Below are 22,983 nucleotides of genomic sequence, written 5' to 3' on the forward strand. Positions count from 1 at the left end.
CCCATCGCCAGCAAGCCGGCTCCTACAGGTCCGAGTTTCACATAACCCTGTTCAAGGCTTGTAATGCTCGGTCACTTGCGCCGTTTGATCGTCCGGAACCCGGACCTCAGCGGTTTGCTGGCTTTGATTCTCCTGTTGGCTGAGCCGCAGGCTTTCGTAGTAATAGCGCATGCGTTCTGCGCCACCTTCGGCAAATACGCTGACCGAAATGAACGTCATCAGGCCGGCAACGATCAAGGGTGTACATTTCATGGTTCGCCTCCCAAAACGGATATCGGGTGCTTTTCATCCATGAAGCAATGTCGCGAGAACATTATCTGCCGATTTCGTCGATTGGGAATTAACTGCGCCTAGAGCTTCCAGTCCAGGCTCAGTGTCACCGTACGCGGATCACCCCAATACACGCCGTTGTAGAAACCGACGTTGTCGTAATACTTCTTGTCGAACAGGTTCTCGACGTTGAGCGAGGCGGACAGGTGCGGGTCGAACTCGTAACGTGACATCAGGTTGACCACGGTGTACGCCCCTTGCCGGATGTTTGTGCGTTCAGTTATCACATTGCCAGCGGCGTTGCGTCCGACCGGGTGACTGGCGGCGCGGTAAACGTCACTTTGCCAGTTCACTGCACCGCCCACGGTCAGGGCCTGCCAGTCGCCAGGCAGGCGATACGAAGTAGACACCCGAAGCAGGTTCAGCGGCTGACTGGTATTGGTGCGCTTTTCCTCGCCATTGACCGAGTGGGTGTAGGTGTAACCGGCGGTCATGTTCCAGTGCGGCATGACCTCGCCGGAGAGTTCGGCTTCGAAACCCTGAACCTTGTTGCCCTTACCGCTGGAGGTGTAGAACTCCTCGCCGGTAACCGGGTCCGGTGGCACCGAATCGTCGCGTTCGGCGACATTGTCCTGTTTGCTCCAGAACACGGCGGTGGCGAGGTTCAGTCGCTCCTCCAGCAGGCTGCCCTTGAGGCCAAGTTCATAGTTGCTGCCCACCACCGGTTCGAGGTACTTGCGACTACTGTCGCGGTTGGTTTGTGGCTTGAAGATATCGGTGTAGCTGATGTAAGCCGTGTATTCGGGCGTCAGGTCGTACAGCAATCCGGCGTATGGCGTCCATAGGTCGTTGTGTTGCTGGCGGGTAACTTCGGACTCGCTCAACTGCAGATTGTCGGTGTAACTGTTAGCCGTTTTCGACGCTTTCCAGCTGCCATAGCGGCTGCCGAGGACGGCGTGCAGATCGTCGGTCAACGTCAGGCGAGTGGCCAGGTAACCGGCCTTTTGGCGGGTGTTGTCGCTGGAGCCAGGCAGGCTGGTGACGGTGTCGGGGAATTTGGGGATGCCGCCCATGTACTTCCAGTCGGGGACGTTTTCGTAGTCCTTCGCGCGGGCGCCATCGACGGTGTGTGGGCTTTCGTCACTGCGTTCGGCTTCGCCATACCCGAGCATCATTTCGTGCTCTCGCCCGAACAATGAATAGGGTCCGGACACGTTGAAGTCATAAGCCTTCATTTTTTGCGTGCCGATCATGTGGCTGACGTTGGCGATCATGCCGCTGCGATCCGCCTCGGGGAAACCGCCACCGCCGTAGTAAATCTTGCCGTCGGTGTCGCTTTCGCGATGGGTGTAAGCCGCCTTGAGGTGCCAGCCCATCCCCAGTTGCTGATCCAGGGTGGCGAACGCGTTCTTGTCTTTCAGCGGCCAGGAACTCCAGGGTGTGGCCATGTTGGTGGAGCGGCCGAGTCTGGCTTTGCTGCCGTCCGCGTTCCAGTAGGGCACGGTCCCCCAAGAGGTGCCCTGCACCTGTTTGTCCTGATAGTCATAACCCACGGCGATCAGCGTATCGTCGGTCAGGTCGGCTTCGAGAATCCCGTAGCCGACTTCCCGTTGCAGCTGATACTTGTCGCGCACCGAATGACTGTCGCGGTAGGCCAGCACGCTGCGCCCGCGCAAGCGTCCGTCGAACGCCAGCGGCCCGCCGACATCGACGTAACTGTAGTAATCGTCATAACTGCCGCCGCTGACACCGGTTTTGGCTTCCCACTGCGCCGTCGGACGCTTGCGCACCATGTTGATGGTGGCCGAAGGGTCGCCTGCGCCCGTGGTCAGGCCGGTTGCACCACGGACGACTTCGATACGGTCATAGATGATGGTGTCGGAATCGGACTTCATGTAATTGAAGGTGTTGAGCATCCCGTCGATCTGGAAATTGTTGATCGTGTAGCCGCGGGAGGAATAGACGACCCGGTCCGAGTCGTTGTGCTGAACCACCACGCCCGTGGTCTGGCGCATGGCGTCGGAGAGCGTGTCGAGCTTGAAGTCGTCCATTTGCTGGCGCGTGATCACGGACACCGATTGCGGCGTCTCTTTGATCGACAGGTTCAGGCGGGTGGCGGTGCTCATGGCGCCGGTGGTGTACGAGCCGGTGTTTTCGGTGGTGCTGCCCAAGCCTTGGGCCGTGACGCTGGTGGCACCGAGTATCAGGGCGGAGGGTTGTTTGTCCGGGTCGGTTTCAGCCAGCAGGTCCGGGCTTAGTACGGCACTGCAAAACCCAAGGGTAAAAGTCATGGAACGGGTGATAGGCGCGAACATCGCGGCCGACTCCTTGTCGTCAATGAAAAAATTCCGTTTGTTCAAAGACGAAGGAGGGCGGGGGTATTTAGTTATAAACGAGAATAATTATTATCTTTCGAGTGAATTGTAGGAGCGAAGCTTGCTCGCGAAGACGTTGGCCCAGCCAGCATAGATGTTGAATCTGCCGACGTCTTCGCGAGCAAGCTTCGCTCCTACAGATCTACTGCTGAGCGACTGCCGGGGTCGGCTTCACCTTGGGTTTGATCAGGCTGAAGTCGATCAGCGCTTTCTGCTCGCGCTCATAAGGATTGCCGATCAGCAGTGGGCGCGGCTTGAAACTGTCGCTGACCACGCTCTTGCTGCGATCCAGTTCATCGAAGCTCAGGCCCGCCAGATCGGCCCAGGTATGGATCAGGTGCGAGCTGCTGTACGGCCGCCCCAGATCACCGGCGAAGCTCCAGTCATGGCTTTCGCGCCATTTCGGCGAGGCCCAGGCCATGAATGGAATGGTGTACATCGGTGCCGTCGGCTTGGCCTCATTGCGACCCAGCGTGTTGTGACCGGCAGAGTCGAAAACGTCTTCGCCGTGGTCGGAGAGGTACAGCAGGAAGCCGTTAGGATCGGTCTTGGCGTAATCCTTGATCAGGCTCGAAACCACGAAGTCGTTGTACAGCACCGCGTTGTCATAGCTGTTATAGGTCGGCAACTGATCGTCACGCACGCCAGCCGGAACGCCGTTGCGGTCCTTGAACTTGTCGAAGGTCGATGGGTAGCGGTACTGATAGCTCATGTGTGTGCCGAGCAAATGCACGACGATCAACTTGCGTGGCGCCGCGTCGGCCAGGGCCTTGTTGAACGGCTCGATCACGTCGCCGTCGTACTGGGCGGCGTTCTGGTTGCGGTTGTTGTTCAGGTACACCTGCTCGTCGGCCTGCTCGGAGAAGGTCGTGAGCATGGTGTTGCGCTTGGTCATGGTCTGCTGGTTGGTGATCCAGAAAGTCTTGTAGCCCGCCTGTTTCATCATGCTGACCAGCGACGGCGTCGACAGGTACAGGTCCGGGTTTTCTTCGTCAGCGAACGTCAGGACCTGCTGCAATGCCTCGATGGTGTAAGGGCGCGGGGTGATGACGTTATTGAAGACCGCCAGTTGGTCCTTGAGCTTGTCCAGTTCCGGCGTGGTTTCACGCGGGTAGCCGTAGAGACTCATGCGCTGACGGTTGGTGGATTCGCCGATCACCAGCACCAGGGTGGCGGGCTGATTGGCCATCGAGTCTTTGAAATTGTGCAGCGGTGGAATCTTGCTCGCGCTGTCGAGCATGCCCTGCATGTCGGCCAGGGTGTCGAGGTAGCGGTGATAGGCCACGGCCATCTGCCACGGCACTGCCGGTTCGATGCGGGTTTCGAACTTCTCGAAACCACTGGCGAAACTGCCGGTGTGAACGGTCTGCTTGGCCAGCGGATAACCCACCACGGCCACCAGAATGGCGGTCGCGGCGACCAATGCGCGACCACGGGGCATGTACACCGGGCGCAAGCGGGTCCACAGGAAATAGGCGAACAGCGTGTGGGCGACAAATGCCGCCACCATCCACCAGGCAAAATACTGGGTCATGTACTCGCCGGCTTCAGAGATGTTCGACTCGAACATGATGAAGATGACGCTCTGGGAAAATTCCTGCTGATAGATGAAGAAGTAACCGAGACTGGCCATGGAGCAGGCCCACAGCACCACGCCGATCAGCGCCGCCAATACACGCGTCTTGCGGGGAAACAGCAGCATCGGCGCCAGCCAGATGGCGCTCATGGTGAAGGCCTGGCGGAAACCGCTGAACCCGGAGGTGCCCGTCAATTGGATCAGCAGTTGGGTAATGCCGGAGAAATACCAGAAGAACAGAAACAGCCAGAGAAACCCTGCCCAATCAAACTTGTCCGCAGTCGAATTGCTGCGTTCATACAAAGCCATTGCGTGCTCCAGCCAGAAATCACTTCCACCGCCGGGACGGAAAGGTCGCCGACGAACAGGCGCCGCGCAGATACCGGGCGGCCATAAAGGACCGGAGTATCAACAAGGGCGTGTGAAAGTTTTGTGAGCTGCTGGACGCGGGTAAATCGTGATGGCGTATCGGAAACAGCGATTGGCTGCTTCCGATTCAGGCGAGGGGATCAGGCGTGGGGAGCGCGCAAAGTGACAGGCATCGGCTGAGCCTGGATACCTTGCGTCAGCAGGCGCAATTGCTCGACTTCCTGTTTGAGCTGGTCGCGTTCGTCTTTCAACTGGCGCAATTCATCACGACGGATCGTGACGTAAAGGGTTTGTGCTGGCCGTGCTGCTTGTACTGTGCCCATTGCTCACCTCGCAAATGGCTTGCCTCAACTGTAAATCCGCCCCGACATCGGTGCTGATTTACTATCGGCGCTGATTTTGATTTCTTTTGTCCCGGAAGGGAACTTTTTTATTTTTCGTGGTCGTTGTGTCTTCGGCACGATTCCCGACGTTATCAATCAGGATCGGGCACAATGCCCGGAAACTTCATGCCAACGCTCTGGACTAACCCTCATTAGTCGCGTTGGGCTATAACCTTTGACACACATTTATTTGTAGTAGGGAGCATCAGCACATGCAACTCGGGATTATTGGACTGGGCCGCATGGGCGGCAATATTGCGCGGCGCCTGATGCTCAACGGGCATACCACCGTTGTTTACGACCGCAATACCGCCTTCGTCGACACCCTGGCCGCCGAAGGCGCCAAGGGCGTCATCGACCTGCCGGCCCTGGTCGCCGGCCTGGCCAAACCACGAGCGGTCTGGATCATGCTGCCGGCAGGCGCACCGACCGAAGACACCATCGACACCCTGAGCACCTTACTTGAAGCCGGCGACACCATCATCGACGGCGGCAACACCTTCTATAAGGACGACATTCGCCGGGCAAAAACCCTCTCGGAAAAAGGCCTGCACTACATCGACGTCGGTACCTCCGGCGGCGTCTGGGGGCTGGAGCGCGGTTACTGCATGATGATCGGTGGCGAAGCCGAAGTGGTTAAACGCCTTGATCCACTGTTCGACAGCCTGGCGCCTGGCATGGGTGACATCCCGCGCACCAAGGACCGCAAGTCGGACGACGACCGCGCCGAACGCGGTTACATCCACGCCGGTCCCGCAGGTTCCGGCCATTTCGTGAAGATGATCCACAACGGCATCGAATACGGAATGATGCAGGCCTTCGCCGAAGGCTTCGACATCCTCAAGACCAAGGCCAGCACCAACCTGCCGGAAGACCAGCGCTTCAACCTGAACGTCGGCGATATCGCCGAAGTCTGGCGTCGTGGCAGCGTGGTCTCGTCGTGGCTGCTCGACCTGACCGCCGATGCCCTGGCTGCCGATCCGCAGCTCGATAATTTCTCCGGTTCCGTAGCGGACAGCGGGGAAGGTCAATGGACCATTGAAGCGGCCATGGAACAAGCGGTACCGGTGCCAGTGCTGTCGAACTCGCTGTTCGCCCGCTATCGCTCGCGCGGCCAAGGCACCTTTGGCGACAAGATTCTCTCGGCCCAGCGCTTCGGCTTCGGCGGCCACGTGGAGACTGCGAAGAAATGACCCGTTTGATCCGCAATAAATCCAAGGCAGAACCCGCACCACCGACCACGCTGTTCCTGTTCGGTGCCCACGGTGACCTGGTCAAGCGCTTGCTGATGCCGGCGCTGTACAACCTGAGTCGCGACGGTCTGCTTGGCGATGGACTGCGGATCATCGGCGTCGACCACAACGCCATCACCGACGAAGCGTTTGCCCAGAAGCTCGAAGACTTCATTCGGGCCGAAGTGGCAAGCAAGGTCGGCAAGGGCGATCAAGCCCTTGACCCGGCGTTGTGGGCCAAACTGGCCAAGGGCATCAGCTACGTCCAGGGCGACTTCCTGGACGACAGCACGTATCAGGCGCTGGCGGCGAAAATCGCCGCCAGCGGCACCGGCAACGCGGTGTTCTACCTGGCCACCGCGCCACGTTTCTTCAGCGAAGTGGTGCGTCGTCTCGGCGCTGCCGGTTTGCTGCAAGAGACGCCGGAAGCGTTCAGAAGGGTAGTCATTGAAAAGCCGTTCGGCTCTGACCTGCATACCGCCGAAGCCTTGAACGCGTGCTTGCTCAAGGTCATGACGGAAAACCAGATCTACCGGATCGATCACTACCTGGGCAAGGAAACCGTGCAGAACATTCTGATCAGCCGGTTCTCCAACAGCCTGTTCGAAGCGTTCTGGAACAACCATTACATCGACCACGTACAGATCACCGCCGCGGAAACCGTCGGCGTGGAAACCCGTGGCAGTTTTTATGAACACACCGGCGCCCTGCGGGACATGGTGCCCAATCACCTGTTCCAGCTATTGGCGATGGTGGCCATGGAACCGCCGGCTGCCTTTGGCGCCGATGCGGTTCGCGGCGAGAAGGCCAAAGTGGTGGGGGCGATTCGTCCCTGGTCCACCGAAGAGGCACGGGCCAATTCGGTGCGCGGCCAATACGCCGCTGGCGAAATCGACGGCAAGCCGTTGGCGGGTTATCGCCAGGAAAACAACGTAGCGCCCGACAGCACGACCGAAACCTATGTCGCGCTCAAAGTCATGATCGACAACTGGCGTTGGGTCGGTGTGCCGTTCTACCTGCGCACTGGCAAGCGCATGAGCGTGCGCGACACCGAGATTGTCATCTGCTTCAAACCGGCGCCTTACGCGCAGTTCCGCGATACCGAGGTCGATGAGTTGCAACCGACCTATCTGCGGATCCAGATTCAACCCAACGAAGGCATGTGGTTCGACCTGTTGGCCAAACGCCCCGGCCCCGCGTTGAAAATGGCCAATATCGAACTGGGTTTTGCCTACAAGGATTTCTTCGAAATGCAGCCGTCCACCGGCTACGAAACCCTGATCTACGATTGCCTGACCGGCGATCAGACGCTGTTCCAGCGCGCCGACAACATCGAGAACGGCTGGCGTGCCGTGCAACCGTTCCTCGATGCCTGGCAGCAGGATGCGAGCGTGCAGACTTACGCGGCGGGCGAAGACGGGCCGGCGGCGGCAGAAGACCTGCTGACTCGCGATGGTCGCGTCTGGCATAGCCTCGGATGAGTGACGAAACGCAACAACCCATCCGCTTTTTGCTCAGTGACATGGACGGCACCTTGTTGCTGCCCGATCACAGCCTCAGTCAGCGCACCATCGACGCGGTCCGTTCGTTGCGTGAGTCGGGCGTGCTGTTCAGCCTTGCCACTGGCCGCCCTCCGAAAGCCATGCTGCAGCAGATCGAAGCCTTGGGCGTCGATCTGCCGACGGCGGCGTTCAATGGCGGCACCATCGTAAACCCCGACGGCAGTTTGCTGGTCGCGCATTATTTGCCGGCAACGGCCGCGCTGACCACGTTGACGCAGTTTGCCGATCTGCCGGACATCGAGGTGTGGGTGTTCAGCGGCGGCGACTGGCTGGTGAAAGACTCGAATGGCCCCATGGTGCCACGGGAACAGCACGGCCTGGGGTATCCGCCGGTGGTGGTTGAGAGTTTCGAGCCCTATCTGGAATACATCGACAAGATCGTCGCGGCGAGCAACAACACGCAGTTGTTGATTGAGCTGGAGGCGCAGTTGCTGCCCAGGGTCGAGGGCCAGGCGCAGGTGTCACGCTCGCAGCCGGTGTACCTCGACGTGACTGCGATGCAGGCAAACAAGGGGGACGCGCTGGCGACACTGGCGGAGTTCCTCGGTGTACCGCTCGGGCAGACCGCCGCCATGGGCGATGGCGGCAATGACCCGGCGATGTTTCATCGCGCCGGATTGTCGATTGCCATGGGGCAGGCGGAGGAAGCGGTGAAGCGTCAGGCCGACGTAGTGACCGGGGCCAATACCGAAGACGGCGCGGCGCAGGCGATCGAGCGGTACATCCTCAACGCAGGTTAACCGCGTTATCGTTCTTCGCGGGCAAGCCTCGCTCCTACACCTGTAGGAGCGAGGCTTGCCCGCGAAGGCGTCAAACCTGCCGACTCAAAGCCAGAAACTCACCGCATACCACCCCAGCACACCCATCACCACCGTATACGGCAACGCCATCCACACCATCCGCCCATACGACAGGCGAATCAGCGGGGCAATCGCCGACGTCAGCAGAAACAGAAACGCTGCCTGGCCATTCGGCGTCGCCACGCTCGGCAGGTTGGTGCCGGTGTTGATCGCAATCGCCAGTGTCTCGAAATGCTCACGGCTCATGTGGCCGGAGATGAACGCCTGTTTCACTTCGGTGATGTAAATGGTCGCGACGAATACGTTGTCGCTGATCGCCGAGAGTAAACCGTTGGCAATAAACAGCATGCCCGGTTGCTGATTCGCCGGCAGCGCCAGCACCCACTGGATCAGCGGCGTGAACAACTGCTGGTCGTGAATCACCGCCACTACCGCGAAAAACACCACCAGCAGCGCCGTGAACGGCATGGCGTCCTTGAAGGCGTTGCCGATGCGGTGCTCGTCAGTGATGCCCGTGAATGCGGTGATCAGCACGATCACCATCAAGCCGATCAAACCGACTTCCGCAATATGGAACGCCAGAGCGGCAATCAGTATCAGCGCCGCCAGCCCCTGAACGATCAGCGCAGCGCGTTGGTGTGAGGTGCGTTGGGCGTTGTCTTCGGCGGCGTAATTGGCCAGCACCGCGCGCACGTTGTCTGGCAGGAGCGTGCCGTAACCGAACCAGCGCAGTTTCTCCAGCAGCACGCAGGTCACCAGGCCCGCCACCAGCACAGGCATGGAAACCGGGGCGACTTTCAGGAAGAACTCAGAGAAGTGCCAACCCATTTCGTGGCCGATCAGCAGGTTCTGCGGCTCGCCGACCAGCGTGCAAACGCCACCCAGTGCAGTGCCCACGGCGCCGTGCATCAGCAAGCTGCGCAGGAAGGCGCGGAACTGTTCGAGGTCCCCGTGATGCAGCGTTGGCAGGTGCTGGTCATCGTTGAATTCGCTGTCCTGGCGCGGATCGTTACCCGAAGCGACACGGTGATACACCGAGTAAAACCCAACGGCGGCACTGATGATCACAGCGGTCACGGTCAAGGCATCGAGAAAAGCCGAGAGGAACGCCGAAAGAAAGCAGAACATCAACGCCAGCATGGCTTTGGAGCGAACGCCGAGCAGCAGGCGCGAAAACAGAAACAGCAGCAGGTCTTTCATGAAGTAGATGCCGGCCACCATGAACATCAGCAGCAGAATCACCGGGAAATTGTGCAGCAGTTCGTCATACAGCGCCTGAGGCGTGGTCATCTTCAGCAACAGCGCTTCGACCAGCAGCAAGCCGCCCGGCATCAGCGGATAGCACTTGAGCGCCATGGCCAGGGTGAAGATGAATTCCAGCACCAATAGCCAACCGGCCGCTACCGGACCCACGGTCCACAGCACCAGGGCATTGAGAATCAGGAAACCGACAATACTGGCCTTGTACCAGCGAGGTGAGTGCCCGAGAAAATTATGCGCGAACGCCTGGGCCATTGAGCCGGACATCGGCTGCTCCTTGTATTAAGAAGCGCGCAACTTGCCGCAAGCGGTACGGAAGATCAAGCGCAGGAAAGCTCGGCAGGCCTATCCCAGATAGCGAGCGACGATTGCCCGGTAGTTGCCATCCAGCGAATAGCCGCCTACGACAATGTTGCCATCGTCCTGCACGGCCAGCGACGTTGCCGTATCCAGGCTGCGACCCAGGCGGGTGCGGACCCAGCCGATGCCTTTGCCGAACAGCTCGTCGAGTTGTCCGTCAGGACGATGCCGGGCCAGGATGAAGTCGGCTTCGACACCACCGATGGTCGCGCCAACAGTCAGCACACGCCCGTCTGCAAGGGCGTGGGCGGCGGTCCACTGGCAGCCACTGTGGCCGATCCCCAGCAAATGCGGCTGGCCACCGTTGCAATGGATGTCCGGGCGACCGTTACTGTGTACTTTCAAGGCCATGCAATGCATCGGGTCGCGGCTGCTGCCAAAACAGTGCAGGTCGCCGTTGGCCTGCTGGACGACATGGCTGACCTGAGCGTGACGCCCTTGTGCCAAGAAACTCATGAAGCCATCCACGGCGAAACGGTCGTCCAGGCTGCCGTCGCTTAGATAACGCGCAAGCAGGCCTTCTTCAGGGAAGTTGATCGAGCCGCCCACCAGAATCCGGCCGTCGCGTTGCACCAGCAGGCTGCTGAGCCAGGTGTTCATCAGCAGGTGCCTGACCAGGACGAAGCCACGACCGTTGAAGGTGTCGTCCAGCGAGCCGTCGGGGTTTAGTCGCACCAGCAGGCCGACGTGATCGGCCAGTTCGAAATGATGATTGGCCAGCAGGACCATCCGACCGTCTTCCTGCACGCACACATTACAGGCTTCGGCGCCCGGTACGCCGGGGGGAAGCCAGGCATCCCGCACGCCCCGGGAAAGATTGCCTGGCAGGCGCACGACACGGCGTCCGTTGTCGCCAAAGTCGGGGACCGGTTTGCCTTGCTGATCGAACAAGGCGAGGGCAGGCAGTGTCTGGTGCTCATTTTCATAGTGCAGGCCGGCCAACAGAATGCACCCGTCGGGCCGGATCAGCACTTTGCCACCCATGGACTCGAAGCCGGGTTCGAACTGGCTGATGACGCTGCCTTGTTTGCCGAACGCCAGATCTGCCGAGCCATCCGCAAGCAGGCGGGCCAGACCGAAGCGGCTACCGCTCGGGGTTCCGACCTTGGCCGCGACGAGCAGCCGGCCTTGTGAATCAATCGCGACGCCGGTGGCGATGCTCGAAGTGCTGCCGGCGAAATACACTTGGGTTTTTCCGGCGCTGGCAAAGGTTTTGTCGAGCTCCCCGGCGCCGCTCAGCGTCGCAGGCAGGACCACAGCGGTCTGGGTTGACATGCACGCATCTCCTTGCGAGTCGTCTTGGTCCAGGAGTTGGGGGAGGGCGACTTATAGTAGAAACATTCAATCCCTGAATGATTGGTTGCACAACTGTAATAACTAACAGACGGAGGGTCGCTTTGTGCCAGAACAGTGTCTTTTCGACCCACTGACAAGCATGCCAAGTATTTGGCCGCGTTCAGGTACAAATAAATGTTGCGCGTGTTGTCTGCTGGCGAGGCCGGCAAACTAACGATCATGGAGGAGGGTGCGGATTACCGATAAGTAATCCGCAAAAAGATTAGTGCGGCATCGACCACGATTGCAGCGTGTAACCTTCCTGGCTCAGCTCTTTACGGGCTTCTTCCAGAACATGTTCCAGTTGTGCCGGGTCGGTATAGGCACTGCTTGGGATCTGCTTGCGAATGCAGGTGTTGGTGCGGTCGATGACGGTCAGGCTGAGTTCGCCGTTGCCGTCTTGTGGGGCCCAGGCCACGCATTGAAATGGCTTGAACGCGCGGTCGGCAATCAAAAGAGCTTCGTTGATACGGAGCGGGGCGGTCATGGGGTTTTCTCTCTGTATGCCCAATCAAGTGATGTGCCGTCGGTTGGGCTTACCGTTCGGCTGGTTACTTGTACTGATGCCCGCAACCGGTGGGTGGGTCACATACAATTAAAAGAATTTTCAACTTTCTTTCATCGGTTCAAGGTTTCGACGGCTTTTGAAAGCTGGGTGAAAGGTTCGAGTCGTTAGGTAACTAATAAAGTTGCTTCTTATAACTGCTTGCGCGCACTTCCTATAGTCAATCGATACAAGACAGTGTCAAATTCTTGCTAGTGTTACAGCCAGATCCGCCAAATGATTGTTTTTAATAAAATTTCATAAAATTTGGCGTCAAGGAACAGTCATGATCGAAGCGCCTGCGTTACGACGTCTGTTAGTAGTGGACCCTTGCGACGACTGTCATCGCCTGCTGCCAGGTCTGCGTTCTGTAGGTTGGGACGTTGATAGCTGTACGCTGGAAAATGCCGCTGACCGAACCTGCGACGTCGGCCTGTTGCGGCTCCAGCCTTTTCATCTGGAGCACCCCGATGCGGTCAAGGAACTGATCAGCCGCAGCGGCACCGAGTGGATCGCCGTGCTCAACCAGGAAGTCCTGCGGCTGCAAAACGTCGGGGACTTCGTCTGCGAATGGTTTTTCGATTTCCACACCTTGCCGTTCGATGTCTCCCGGGTTCAGGTGACGCTGGGGCGGGCGTTCGGTATGGCGCGCTTGCGCGGTCAAGGCACGGTTCACATCGATCAGGCCGAACACGAGCTGCTCGGTGACAGCAAACCGATCCGCGAACTGCGCAAACTGCTGAGCAAACTGGCGCCAACCGAATCTCCGGTGTTGATTCGTGGCGAGAGCGGGACCGGTAAAGAACTGGTCGCCCGCACCCTCCATCGGCAATCCCAGCGCCACAGCAAACCCTTTGTCGCGATCAATTGCGGCGCAATTCCCGAACACCTGATCCAGTCCGAATTGTTCGGCCACGAGAAAGGTGCCTTTACCGGCGCCCATCAGCGCAAGGTCGGACGGATCGAAGCGGCCAATGGTGGCACTCTGTTTCTCGACGAGATCGGTGACCTGCCCCTGGAACTGCAAGCCAACCTGCTGCGTTTTCTCCAGGAAAAACACATCGAACGCGTGGGCGGCAGCCAGCCGATTCCGGTCGATGTGCGGGTGTTGGCGGCGACCCACGTCGACCTTGAAGCGGCCATCGAGAAGAAACGCTTCCGCGAGGATTTGTATTACCGCCTAAACGTGCTGCAAGTGGCCACCGCACCGCTGCGTGAGCGGCATGGCGACCTGTCGATGCTGGCCAACCATTTCTCCCATTTCTACAGCCATGAAACCGGCCGCCGTCCGCGCAGTTTCAGCGAGGACGCGCTGATTGCCATGGGCAAGCACGATTGGCCGGGCAACGTGCGGGAGCTGGCCAACCGTGTACGTCGCGGGCTGGTTCTGGCGGAAGGGCGGCAGATCGAGGCGCGAGACCTCGGGCTGATCAGCCAGCATACAATCGCCGCACCGATGGGCACCCTCGAAGACTACAAGACCCGCGCCGAACGGCAGGCGTTGTGCGATGTATTGAACCGCCACAGCGACAACCTGAGTGTCGCTGCCCGAGTGCTGGGCGTTTCGCGGCCAACTTTCTACCGACTGCTGCACAAGCACCAGATCCGTTAGGGCGGGGCGAAATGAAAAGGCCCGCTGCGATGAACCTCGCAGCGGGCCTTTTTCATTCGGGTGTAGCGGTTAGAAGTAGTACGGGAATTTCAGGCTGAAGGAAAAGTCTGGCGCGTCGTCGGTCAGGCCGATGGCCAGGTTGGGGACGATCGTCAGGTTGTCGGTGGCTGCCATGGTCATGCCGATGTTGAAGTTGGCCGCGTTGTAATCGCTGTTGGAAATTGATTGCCAATCGCCGCCGTCGGGCTTGATCTTGCTCTTGCGGGCGAACTGGTCGGTGAACGAGAACGACATACTCATCTTCTCGTTCAAGGCGAATGCAATGCCGGCGCCGACTTGCCAGGAATCGCCCAGTTTCACGTCCCCTTTCACCTTGGAGCCGACCTGAGGGCTGATGTCGCTGAAAGAGTCCTCCATGTTGTAGGTGTAGGCCAGGGTGCCGAACAGCACGGCCGGGTCGAAAGTCTTGACCAGCGAGATACCCGGGGTAATCGACCAGACACCATTGCCGGTAGGCAAATCCTCGGGTACCGCGAGGTTGTCGTTGTTCGGGTCTTCGATCAGTTTGATGCCGTAAGGGTCCTTGCCGGTCGGTGCCTTGACGCGCAGTGTAAAGACCGCGTCGGGCAGACTGACCGATTCATCCAGAAACTTGTAAGCAATGCCAACGTTCACATCGCCGATGGTCGGGTCGCGGGTGACGGTTGCGTCCGACGTGACGGGGCCAGCGCCACCGGCGCCACCGGAGGAATACGTCGATTCGCGATAAACCACGGGGACGTTAATGTCGAACTGCCAGCGTTGCGCCACGTTGTAACGGGCGGTCAGATCCAGTGTCCAGTTGTCGGCCTTGATGCGGTCGAGGTTGATGTTGCCGAGGAAAATCGAGTCCAGTGCCAGAAAACCATTGAGCGTCAGCGCGCGTGTATCGAAGTGCGTGTAGGTGAGGCCGGTTTCGACACTGAACTTGCCGCCGCCGAAGAACCCGCTGGCTTCGTCATACAGGTTGGACACGCTTTGCGCAGGCTCGGAATCTTCTTTGAGCGATTGGCCGTATGAACTGCCTGTGGTGCCCGGCGCACCGGCGGCCACCGTCTGGCCACCCCTGGTCGGCTCGGCAGGGGATTTGGTCAGACGTTTGGGGGCCGGTGTCGCAGGTGTTTCTTCTACTTGGCGAACGCGCTGTTCAAGTACCATCAGCGCGTTCTGTTGTGCTTCGTAACGCTGTTTCAACTCCATGAGTTCTTGTTTTAATGCTTCGACCTGGGGGTCCGATGCTGCGTACAGCAATGTGGCCGGGGCCAGGCTACTCAAACAAACGATAGCTCTGAGCGTTATGGATCGGTGCATGGGTTAGCCGTCCCTTCTGACTGCATCTGTGAGACTGAGCGTAGATCAGAATCCTAGAGTGCGAATTCCTTTGAGTTGGTCCAGGTTGCCGTTCATTGAGCCGGTTGATGGCAGGTTGTCGCGCAGTACAACGTTGATCGACATCATGTTTCTGACCTGGTTACCACCGCCAAGCAGGGTCGCGTTTTGCATCAGCCCGCCTTGGGCAAGGCGCTGCACGGTACTGCCCTGGTTGTTGTTGGCGATGATGTTGAGCTGCACGCCCGTGCCAGTGGCGGAAATACTCATCGCGCCGGCACCGTTGGTGTGGTTCAGGGTTGAGCCCGAGGCCAACGCTTGCCCCTGGTTGTCCATCTGTGGTGCCTGGCTACCTCTGCTGACGTTGAGATCAACGTTGTTGTAAGCGCTGTTGTTGTCGCCCGCAGCGCGCACAACCTGAGTGACGCCCTGGGTAGTGTTCAAACCGTTACCGCCGCTGACGGTCCCTGTGCCCTGAGAAACCGCCGAGCCATCGCCATTCACGTCGATCATCGACACATAGAACTGTGGCTTGATGGTCGTTTGTTGAATTTGCATCGAGGAGGTTGCCCCGATCACCTGACCGTTGGCATTTTGCCAGGTGCTGGTCATGACAATCCCGAAACTGATGACGCGTCCCGGCATGACATAGCGGCCTCGCAGGCTCGCCAATTCCTGATCGCTCAGTTCAATGGGTTTGAAAGTCTGTGCCTGGGTTGGCAGGCTGGCGGCCAGGCAAACCACAGCCAGCCAGATTGGAGTCTTCATTAGATGCTCCCGGAGCGTCATGCTCCCTTGTTATTAGAAGAAGTCGCTTCGGATAAATCCGAAGTCCAACAACTCTGCGTCTTGCACCGGGCTGAAGGTGTCGAGGCGGTTCCTGGCGGTCAGTGGCACGGGAGGGTCGAGCAGCGCATTGGTTTTGTCGTAGCCCTGGCCAATGACGGCAAAGATGATGCCGTTCCAGCCTTTGACAAAGTCGTCGACTTGGTAGCGTTTGTGACCGAGTACCGGATCTCCGATGTATACCCAGCCCTTGTGGACTTTTTGCAAGACCACAAAATGTTTGTAGCCACGGATATCCATGAGGACCACGACCGGAATTCTGATGTCGTTCAGCGTTTCTGGCGCTACCCGGTAGCCACGGGCCCGCATGCCGATACTTTCCACGTAACGCTTCATGTCGAGCATGGAGAAGCCCTGAACGCGGACAAGGTCTTGATCGGCGTGTGCCAGCATGCCTTCGATGATCTGTTCTTCGTTCACATCCAGCCAATAGGCCTGGCGCAAAATGGTCGCCAGCGCAGCTGCGCCGCAACTGAAGTCGGTTTTCTGTTGCACCAGGTCGGCAAATTTACGCTCACGTATGCTCTGGATCGGCTTGTACACCACCGCGCCGCCCGGCAGGACGGAAAGCGGCATTTGTGCAGCCTCGATCACACTGGACACACAAAGCAAAAGTACCAAGGCGATAATGCGCATGGTGGGACGCCCTCTGGTTGTGTTGAAAAAGGCCCCCGTGAGGGGGCCTCCAGAGACAGCCATCAGAACGATTGGTTGGAAATGGCCAACGAGTTGCTTTGTTGGTTACCCACACCGGCAGCCACGTTGACGCCGAGGTTGCCACTGCCGCCATTCACCGAACCGCTCAGGGTTGCAGTGTTGGTCACAGGGTTAGCCCAGCCATTTGGGGTCAGGATTTGATAGGAAACTGTGTTGCTCAATTCCCATGCATTGCTTTCGCTGTAGCCCTTCTCTTCGTGTTTGGTAGAAGCGGACGATTTCTCGCCTGATTTCTCGAACGAAGAGTCAAACGATTTTGAGAACGAAGAATCGAACTTCTTCTCGAACGAAGAGTCGGTCGATTTTGAGTGCTCTGTATCGATAGATGCTTTAAGCGATGCGTCAACCGATAGGTCGACAGACTTGCTGCGAGTGCGATCGCCATAGCCGTTATTATGAGTAACGGTTTTGGTAACATTCGCATCTGCGGTCAAAATAGCGTCCACAGCAGCATGGCTAGTGGAGCTCTTGTCGGTGCTTTTTGATCCGTTCGCATCAAAGTGCTTGGTGCCGCTGACGTCAAAACTGCTAGCACCTTTCTTGGTCCAGTTGCTGGACGCGCTCTTATCAATGTTCAACTCGGAGTTATGGCTGAAAGAGGAACTACCGCTTTTGGTTGTGGTTAGCGTCACCGTCGTCAGGGCTAAGTTCCGATCGGCGTTGTTATTCACTACCAGACCAGGACCATTCTGATCGGCGGAGGCGGTGGCTGTTGCGTTACCCAGCGGCGAATTGGAGTTGGCAATCGCCATGGTGTTTTTCTGTTGGTTCAGGTCGCCACCGGCAATGTTGATCCCCATATTGCCGTTGCCACCATTGCCCGATCCGCTCATCACGGCAGAGGCTGTGGTGTTGTAGTTGTCGACCTTGTTGTGGTTGCTGTACTGCTTGACGCTGGCAGTGGCAGTGGCAATCCCGAACACGAAGGAGTTATCCAGAGCGGAAGTGGCGCCAGCGTTCGCGATGGCGGCAGCGTTGTCCTGTTGGTTGCCGTCGCCTGCCGCCACGTTGATACCGACGTTGCCGTCGGCGCCTGTAGCAGAATCGGTCATCTCTGCCTTGTTAATAGTCCCTTCGTTACGGATGCGATTGTTGGTGCTGCTTTGTTTGTCGTAGGCATTGGCAGTCGCGTAGACAGGGATCTTTGTTGGAGGAGGGGTGTGTTGATGGTTGTTATGATGGCCATTGTGGTGGTCATCGTGACGCCGATCGTTTTGCCCTGCTTGTACAGCAACAGCCATGACCGCAGCAATTGCGAAAACCAGAGGCTTGAGTGCCGTCGAAGGTTTCATGGTGATTCTCCGTACTTATTTTAGGTTAAGTGTTGTTCCTAACTGTTTGGGTCAATCCGCGACCCGTACGTTCAGGGTGTTAGCCATTCGGTTTCCCACCCCGGCGCTCTGATTCAACTGAATCACCCCACGGCTACCGGTGAAAGCCTGGTCACTGGTAGAGACCTGGCGATAGCCTGGTGCAGAGTCAGTCGGATCGGAGTTTTTGATCAGCGCCACGTTCTGTTGCATGAGGACGCTGTCGTCGATACTTTGCGGTTGATTACTGATGCTTATCCGCAGGGCATTGGCTTGCTGAGTGCTGGCCCCCGCGCTCTGGTTGACGCCCAGAACGCCGTTGCCGCGGCTGAAGGAGTCGCCCTGAATGCTGGCTCGAGCATCCATCCTGGGGTCGACTTCGGTATGCAATCGTTGGCGAATCTGCGTGGTCGCGCTGGCGCCATGGCCCATGGCGATGGCCCGGGCATTAGCCTGTTGCTGCTGATCGCCGGCAGCCTGGTTGACCGCGAAGTTACCTTGGTACTGCGCGCCCGAATTACTGATGTCGGCGTTATTGATGACGGGGGGTTGAGCAAAGCTCGATGCGCTGCAAAACATAGCGATAATCAGCAGCTTACGATTCATCTCAACGGCCTCCCGTAATGACGTTCAGACCGCTCAGGCCTCGCTGGACGCTTGAATTGACCAGGTTGGAAATACCGTTGCCCGAACCTCCCGAACGTCCGGCGGGAAGGTTGGAAAGCTGATTCTGGGTGGTGATGTTGCCGCCCAGGTTTGTGTTGCCTAGCGTGACGAGGCGGGTGATCCCGGCGCCACTGGCGACGTTGGCAAAGTCGCCGTCGTTCAGCTCGTTCGTATGCCTGAGGATTTGTTGGCTCGGGTTGGCATTGGCGGTCGTGGGGTTAGGGTCGGGAGCCACCGGCGCTTGCACGGCGTTTCGTGTCTGGACATCACGCTTGATAATGATGATGCCGTCGTCAGCCTGGACACTTGAGCCTAATGCGCATCCGATCAGGAGGAGGCAGGTAAAGCCTTTATTGAAAGTCCCCACAGCGGCAATTCCTTCTTTTTGTGGGCTGGCCCTAGTCAGCGATGTGAAGGAGAGAGCGAATGCTGTGCCGTTTTTTGAATATTGTTTTAATTCAACGGGTTAAAAATTTTGTCCGGGAGGCCAATGTCGGTGTTGTTTCACGTCTGAGACGGGCGCTGGCTCTTTTGTCCAACAAAAGCGGTTGCAGTGCTCTAGATCAATGCTTTGCGCCGAGGTGTATTGAGGGCTTAACAGCTGACGGGCGAAGAGGGTGCGGACCGCTGAAACGGCCTGTTTGGGGCGGGGTGGGTGTAACAGGTATGGACACTTTTGCCCCCAAAACAGGGGAATTACTGGGTGAAAACCCCTAAAAACGGGTCAGGGGTTCAGCAGCAGCGTGACGGCTTGCAGTGCCTGAAAACGACGTTCCGCCCAGTTTCCCTGCAGAATTTGAAAAGGCTGTTGATGGGTTTCAAGCCATGTCAGGGTTGCGTCGAAAAATGCCCGGCGCTCACTCAAATCGGGTTGGCAGCGTTGGCCATCATCCTTCCAGTCGACCTGATCGGGAGACAGCAACAGGTGCAAGTCGTACTGGCGAGCCAGCAGCGCCTGCTCGATCCACGCGGGGCAATCGCCAAACAGGGTCTGGCTCCAGAGAATGTTACTCAGCAGGTGGGTATCGAGAATCAGCAACGATGGCTGCCGGGCGCGGGCCTCGTCTTCCCATTGCAATTGCCCACGGGCGATCTCCGGAATATCGGCCAGGCAGGTATCACGCGGGTTTTGTTCGATGAACCAGCGGACATATTCGTCGACCAGCACCCCGCCGAAATGCGCTTGCAACTCGGCCGCGAGCCAGCTCTTGCCGCTGGATTCGGGACCGGTGAGTACCAGGACTTTCATGTGCGCAATGCCGGGTCGGTGCGCCATTCCCGCCAGCCTTGAACCGCGATCACGGCAAACAACGCATAGAGCCCGGCGGTCAAGTACATGCCCTTGTAAACGAAGAGCCCGACGAAAACCACATCCAGGGTGATCCACAGAGGCCAGCATTGAACGCGCTTTTGTGCCATCCAGACCTGCGCCACCAGGCTGAACCCCGTCAGCGCCGCATCGAGCCAGGGCTGCGCGGCATCGGTCCAGTGCGCCATGGCCGCGCCAAGCAACAGACTGCCGAGGGCGCCGATGGCCAGACCTGTCGCGATCGATTTGCCCTTGAGTTGGCTAACCTGCCGCCCTTGCCGAGCAACCCCCGCGCGGGTCCACTGCCACCAGCCATAGAGCTGCAACGCGGCGTAGATCACCTGCAACAGCATGTCCGAATACAGCTTCACTTCAAAAAAGACCCAACTGTACAGCGACACCATGACCAGACCGATCGGCCAGCACCAAGGGTTCTGTTTGACCGTCAACCAGACGGCAATGACACCGAGGGCGGCGGCAAACAGTTCAAGCCCGGACATGGAGGTTCCTTGGAGCAGACGAAGAGGGGGAGCGGATTGTACCCGGATATGAGGCTGTGCTGGCGAGGGAGAAAGCGCCCGTTGACCTGTAGGAGCCCGGCTTGCTGGCGATGGCGATTTCACTGGCGCCATCGCCAGCAAGCCGGCTCCTACAGATCGCGAGGGTGTTGGGGATTGAGGGCTCACCCGAAACCTGTAGGAGCCCGGCTTGCCGGCGATGGCGATTTCATGGGCGCTATCGCCAGCAAGCCGGCTCCTACGGATCGCGAGGGTGTTGGGGATTGAGGGCTCACCCCAAACCTGTAGGAGCCCGGCTTGCTGGCGATGGCGATTTCATGGGCGCTATCGCCAGCAAGCTGGCTCCTACGGGGCGCGGGGGTGTTGGGGATTGTGGGTTCACCCCAAACCTGTAGGAGTCCGGCTTGCCGGCGATGGCGATTTCATGGGCGCCATCGCCAGCAAGCTGGCTCCTACGGGGCGCGGGGGTGTTGGGGATTGTGGGTTCACCCAAAACCTGTAGGAGCCCGGCTTGCCGGCGATGGCGATTTCACTGGCGCCATCGCCAGCAAGCTGGCTCCTACAGATCGCGAGGGTGTTGGGGGTTGAGGGCTCACCCGAAACCTGTAGGAGTCCGGCTTGCCGGCGATGGCGATGTCGCGGGTGGCATCGCCGGCAAGCCAGGCGCCTACACGCGGAATTGTTTGAGTAACCCGTTCAACTGCTCACTCAGTTCCTTGAGGTGGACGCTGGCCACGCTCGACTGTTCCGCCGCCAGCGCCGTGCTGTGGGACAAACCGGCTGCCTGGGTCACGTTCTGGTTGATGTCTTCGACCACATGGGCCTGTTGCAGGGTGGCGCTGGCAATGGAAGCGTTCAACCCGTTGAGGTTGCGCAGTGCCTGGCCAATGGCATTCAGGCTTGCACCGGCGAGGCCGGCCTGTTCGATGGTCAGTTGCGAGGCGCGGCTGCTGTCGCCGATGACCTTGACCGCCGCTTCGGAATGGCTTTGCAGGCGTTCGATCATTGCCTGGATCTCGGCGGTGGACTTCTGCGTGCGCTGGGCCAGCAGGCGCACCTCATCGGCGACGACGGCAAACCCGCGACCCTGCTCACCGGCACGGGCGGCTTCGATGGCCGCGTTGAGGGCCAGCAGGTTGGTTTGCTCGGCGATGGAACGGATCACTTCCAACACGCTGCCGATCTGAGTGCTTTCGGCGGCGAGGGTACGAATGACCTCCACGGCCTGATCAATCGTTGAAGACAGCTTGTCGATTTGTTGCAGGCTGCTGTCGATGTTCACCTGGCCCTGCTGCGCCTGAGACTCGGCATCGCGCATCTCGCTGGCGGCGTGCTCGGCGTTCTTCGCCACGTCCTGCACGCCATAGGTCACTTCATTGATGGCCGTGGCCACCAGTTCCATCTGTTGCGATTGCTGCTGACTGCGTTGCTGGGCCTGGACGGCGTCGTTGCCCAGATCGCTGGACGACTGGCCCAGGGCGCTGGCGGACACCTGCAATTCACTGATCACCAGTCTTAGCTTGGCGGTGAACGCATTGAAGTGGTGTGCCAACTGCGTGACTTCGTCCTGACCGTGGGTGTCGAGGCTGCGAGTCAGATCGCTTTCGCCGCTGGCGATGTTGGCCATGGCGTTCACGGTGTCCTGAAGCGGACGCACGATGCTGCGGGCAATCAGGATCACCAGCAGTGCCATGATGGCGGCGATTACCAGCCCGACCACTGTCGCTTTCCAGACCTGGCCCATGAACTCGGCTTGCATATCATCTATATATATACCCGAGCCGATCACCCAGCCCCACGGTTCGAAAAGTTTGACGTAGGAGGTTTTTGCGACCGGCTCGCTGGCGCCCGGTTTCGGCCAGCGATAGTCGATCGGGCCGGCGCCCTTGGCCTTGGCGAGGGCGACCATTTCATTGAACAGCGCAAACCCGTCCGGGTCGCGGATTGCCGAGAGGTTCTGGCCATCGAGTTTCGGGTTGGCCGGGTGCATGATCATCACCGGCGTCAGGTCATTGATCCAGAAGTAGTCGTTCTGGTCATAGCGCAGGCCGCGAACGGCGGTCAGCGCCTGTTTCTGCGCGGCTTCGCGGGTCAGCGTGCCGGCGGTTTCGAGCCCGTGGTAATAGGTCAGAATGCCGCTGGCTGTCTGCACGACGTGCTGGGTTTTCTGCGCCTTGGCGTGATACAGGTCCTCGTGAATCTGCTTGAGCATCAACACGCCCAACGTCAAAAGCATCATGACGGCCACGATCAAAATCAGCCACAGACGACGGCTGATCGACATATTGCGCAAGCTGTTCATAACGCTGTCACTCCTGTTTCTTTTTCTTGTAATAAACGACCGCCAGCATCCAACCACATTTTGCCGATCGGGCATATCCGACCCAAGTCCAATAACGTGGCAGCGTTATTCAGGCTTGTCTGATAGGATTTCGGCCCCGCACGGAAAAACCTGAATCCAAGTTGATTTTTCACGGAATTTTTACGGTTTCGTCTGGATTCTGTGCGCGTCTGGCTGCAACTGCGCTGATCGCAGTCAATGTTTTGAAAAATATTAACGGGGCATGCCGT

At 58.7% G+C, this 22,983-nt stretch carries 20 protein-coding genes; 4 read left to right on the forward strand and 16 right to left on the reverse strand.

Going from position 1 to position 22,983, the window contains the following annotated elements; genetic code table 11:
• Positions 1 to 51 precede the first annotated feature (51 nt).
• The 4 genes from KGB24_RS05710 to KGB24_RS05725 all read right to left on the reverse strand — a co-directional run bounded on the left by KGB24_RS05710 (position 52) and on the right by KGB24_RS05725 (position 4,913).
• Complete coding sequence (locus tag KGB24_RS05710) at positions 52 to 252, reverse strand: hypothetical protein (RefSeq protein WP_223414239.1); 201 nt, start codon at positions 250 to 252, stop codon at positions 52 to 54.
• Between the two features lie 98 nt (positions 253 to 350).
• Positions 351 to 2,585, reverse strand: a complete 2,235-nt coding sequence (locus KGB24_RS05715) for a TonB-dependent siderophore receptor (RefSeq protein ID WP_223414240.1) — start codon at positions 2,583 to 2,585, stop codon at positions 351 to 353.
• Between the two features lie 202 nt (positions 2,586 to 2,787).
• Positions 2,788 to 4,530: a phosphoethanolamine transferase CptA gene (locus tag KGB24_RS05720; RefSeq protein WP_223414241.1), complete on the reverse strand. Its 1,743-nt coding sequence runs from the start codon at positions 4,528 to 4,530 to the stop codon at positions 2,788 to 2,790.
• Positions 4,531 to 4,730: 200 nt separating this feature from the next.
• Positions 4,731 to 4,913, reverse strand: a complete 183-nt coding sequence (locus KGB24_RS05725; protein ID WP_008029917.1) for a DUF6026 family protein — start codon at positions 4,911 to 4,913, stop codon at positions 4,731 to 4,733.
• 272 nt (positions 4,914 to 5,185) lie between these two features.
• On the opposite strand from KGB24_RS05725, the gene gnd reads away from it, so the two are divergent.
• Genes gnd through KGB24_RS05740 form a run of 3 tightly spaced genes read left to right on the forward strand, consistent with a single transcriptional unit; the run spans position 5,186 to position 8,507 of the window.
• Positions 5,186 to 6,166: a phosphogluconate dehydrogenase (NAD(+)-dependent, decarboxylating) gene (gene gnd, locus KGB24_RS05730; RefSeq protein ID WP_223414242.1), complete on the forward strand. Its 981-nt coding sequence runs from the start codon at positions 5,186 to 5,188 to the stop codon at positions 6,164 to 6,166.
• Positions 6,163 to 7,686, forward strand: coding sequence for a glucose-6-phosphate dehydrogenase (gene zwf, locus KGB24_RS05735; protein ID WP_008029913.1), 1,524 nt, complete (start codon positions 6,163 to 6,165; stop codon positions 7,684 to 7,686). The genes gnd and zwf overlap by 4 nt, the downstream gene beginning before the upstream one ends.
• Positions 7,683 to 8,507 carry an HAD family hydrolase gene (locus tag KGB24_RS05740; RefSeq protein ID WP_223414244.1) on the forward strand — a complete coding sequence of 275 codons (825 nt, stop codon included), beginning with the start codon at positions 7,683 to 7,685 and terminating at the stop codon, positions 8,505 to 8,507. The genes zwf and KGB24_RS05740 overlap by 4 nt, the downstream gene beginning before the upstream one ends.
• A gap of 84 nt (positions 8,508 to 8,591) precedes the next feature.
• Here the strand turns inward: KGB24_RS05740 and nhaB are convergent, their stop codons facing one another.
• From nhaB to KGB24_RS05755, 3 genes are all read right to left on the reverse strand, one after another.
• Positions 8,592 to 10,094, reverse strand: coding sequence for a sodium/proton antiporter NhaB (gene nhaB / locus KGB24_RS05745; protein ID WP_008029909.1), 1,503 nt, complete (start codon positions 10,092 to 10,094; stop codon positions 8,592 to 8,594).
• A gap of 78 nt (positions 10,095 to 10,172) precedes the next feature.
• Entirely contained in the window at positions 10,173 to 11,462 is a 1,290-nt protein-coding gene (locus KGB24_RS05750) for a hypothetical protein (RefSeq protein ID WP_223414245.1), read from the reverse strand.
• Between the two features lie 283 nt (positions 11,463 to 11,745).
• On the reverse strand, positions 11,746 to 12,009 hold the full coding sequence (locus KGB24_RS05755) for a hypothetical protein (RefSeq protein WP_008040259.1): 264 nt from the start codon (positions 12,007 to 12,009) through the stop codon (positions 11,746 to 11,748).
• Positions 12,010 to 12,352: 343 nt separating this feature from the next.
• Here KGB24_RS05755 and KGB24_RS05760 point away from each other — a divergent pair, with 343 nt between their 5' ends.
• Positions 12,353 to 13,678 (forward strand): sigma-54 dependent transcriptional regulator, encoded by a 1,326-nt coding sequence (locus tag KGB24_RS05760; RefSeq protein ID WP_008029905.1) that lies wholly within the window; start codon positions 12,353 to 12,355, stop codon positions 13,676 to 13,678.
• A 69-nt stretch (positions 13,679 to 13,747) separates the two neighbouring features.
• Here the strand turns inward: KGB24_RS05760 and KGB24_RS05765 are convergent, their stop codons facing one another.
• The 9 genes from KGB24_RS05765 to KGB24_RS05805 form a co-directional block, all read right to left on the reverse strand.
• Positions 13,748 to 15,028, reverse strand: coding sequence for a hypothetical protein (locus tag KGB24_RS05765; RefSeq protein WP_008029903.1), 1,281 nt, complete (start codon positions 15,026 to 15,028; stop codon positions 13,748 to 13,750).
• Between the two features lie 45 nt (positions 15,029 to 15,073).
• Positions 15,074 to 15,814: a hypothetical protein gene (locus KGB24_RS05770; protein WP_008029902.1), complete on the reverse strand. Its 741-nt coding sequence runs from the start codon at positions 15,812 to 15,814 to the stop codon at positions 15,074 to 15,076.
• Positions 15,815 to 15,847: 33 nt separating this feature from the next.
• Positions 15,848 to 16,528 carry a C39 family peptidase gene (locus tag KGB24_RS05775; RefSeq protein ID WP_008029899.1) on the reverse strand — a complete coding sequence of 227 codons (681 nt, stop codon included), beginning with the start codon at positions 16,526 to 16,528 and terminating at the stop codon, positions 15,848 to 15,850.
• Positions 16,529 to 16,590: 62 nt separating this feature from the next.
• The gene (locus tag KGB24_RS05780) at positions 16,591 to 17,901 is read right to left on the reverse strand and encodes a hypothetical protein (RefSeq protein ID WP_008029897.1); all 1,311 of its coding nucleotides are present in this window, start codon (positions 17,899 to 17,901) and stop codon (positions 16,591 to 16,593) included.
• A gap of 51 nt (positions 17,902 to 17,952) precedes the next feature.
• Positions 17,953 to 18,525 carry a hypothetical protein gene (locus KGB24_RS05785; RefSeq protein ID WP_008029895.1) on the reverse strand — a complete coding sequence of 191 codons (573 nt, stop codon included), beginning with the start codon at positions 18,523 to 18,525 and terminating at the stop codon, positions 17,953 to 17,955.
• 1 nt (position 18,526) lies between these two features.
• A complete protein-coding gene (locus KGB24_RS05790) occupies positions 18,527 to 18,952 on the reverse strand; it encodes a hypothetical protein (RefSeq protein WP_008029893.1) in 426 nt (141 codons plus the stop codon).
• Between the two features lie 357 nt (positions 18,953 to 19,309).
• Positions 19,310 to 19,834: an AAA family ATPase gene (locus tag KGB24_RS05795; RefSeq protein ID WP_008029890.1), complete on the reverse strand. Its 525-nt coding sequence runs from the start codon at positions 19,832 to 19,834 to the stop codon at positions 19,310 to 19,312.
• Complete coding sequence (pnuC, locus tag KGB24_RS05800; RefSeq protein WP_223414246.1) at positions 19,831 to 20,394, reverse strand: nicotinamide riboside transporter PnuC; 564 nt, start codon at positions 20,392 to 20,394, stop codon at positions 19,831 to 19,833. Before pnuC ends, KGB24_RS05795 begins: the two co-directional genes overlap by 4 nt.
• Positions 20,395 to 21,079: 685 nt before the next feature.
• Positions 21,080 to 22,714 carry a methyl-accepting chemotaxis protein gene (locus tag KGB24_RS05805; RefSeq protein WP_008029886.1) on the reverse strand — a complete coding sequence of 545 codons (1,635 nt, stop codon included), beginning with the start codon at positions 22,712 to 22,714 and terminating at the stop codon, positions 21,080 to 21,082.
• Between the last annotated feature and the right edge of the window lie 269 nt (positions 22,715 to 22,983).

This window comes from Pseudomonas sp. BF-RE-25 (assembly GCF_019956105.1).
Lineage (GTDB): Bacteria > Pseudomonadota > Gammaproteobacteria > Pseudomonadales > Pseudomonadaceae > Aquipseudomonas > Aquipseudomonas migulae.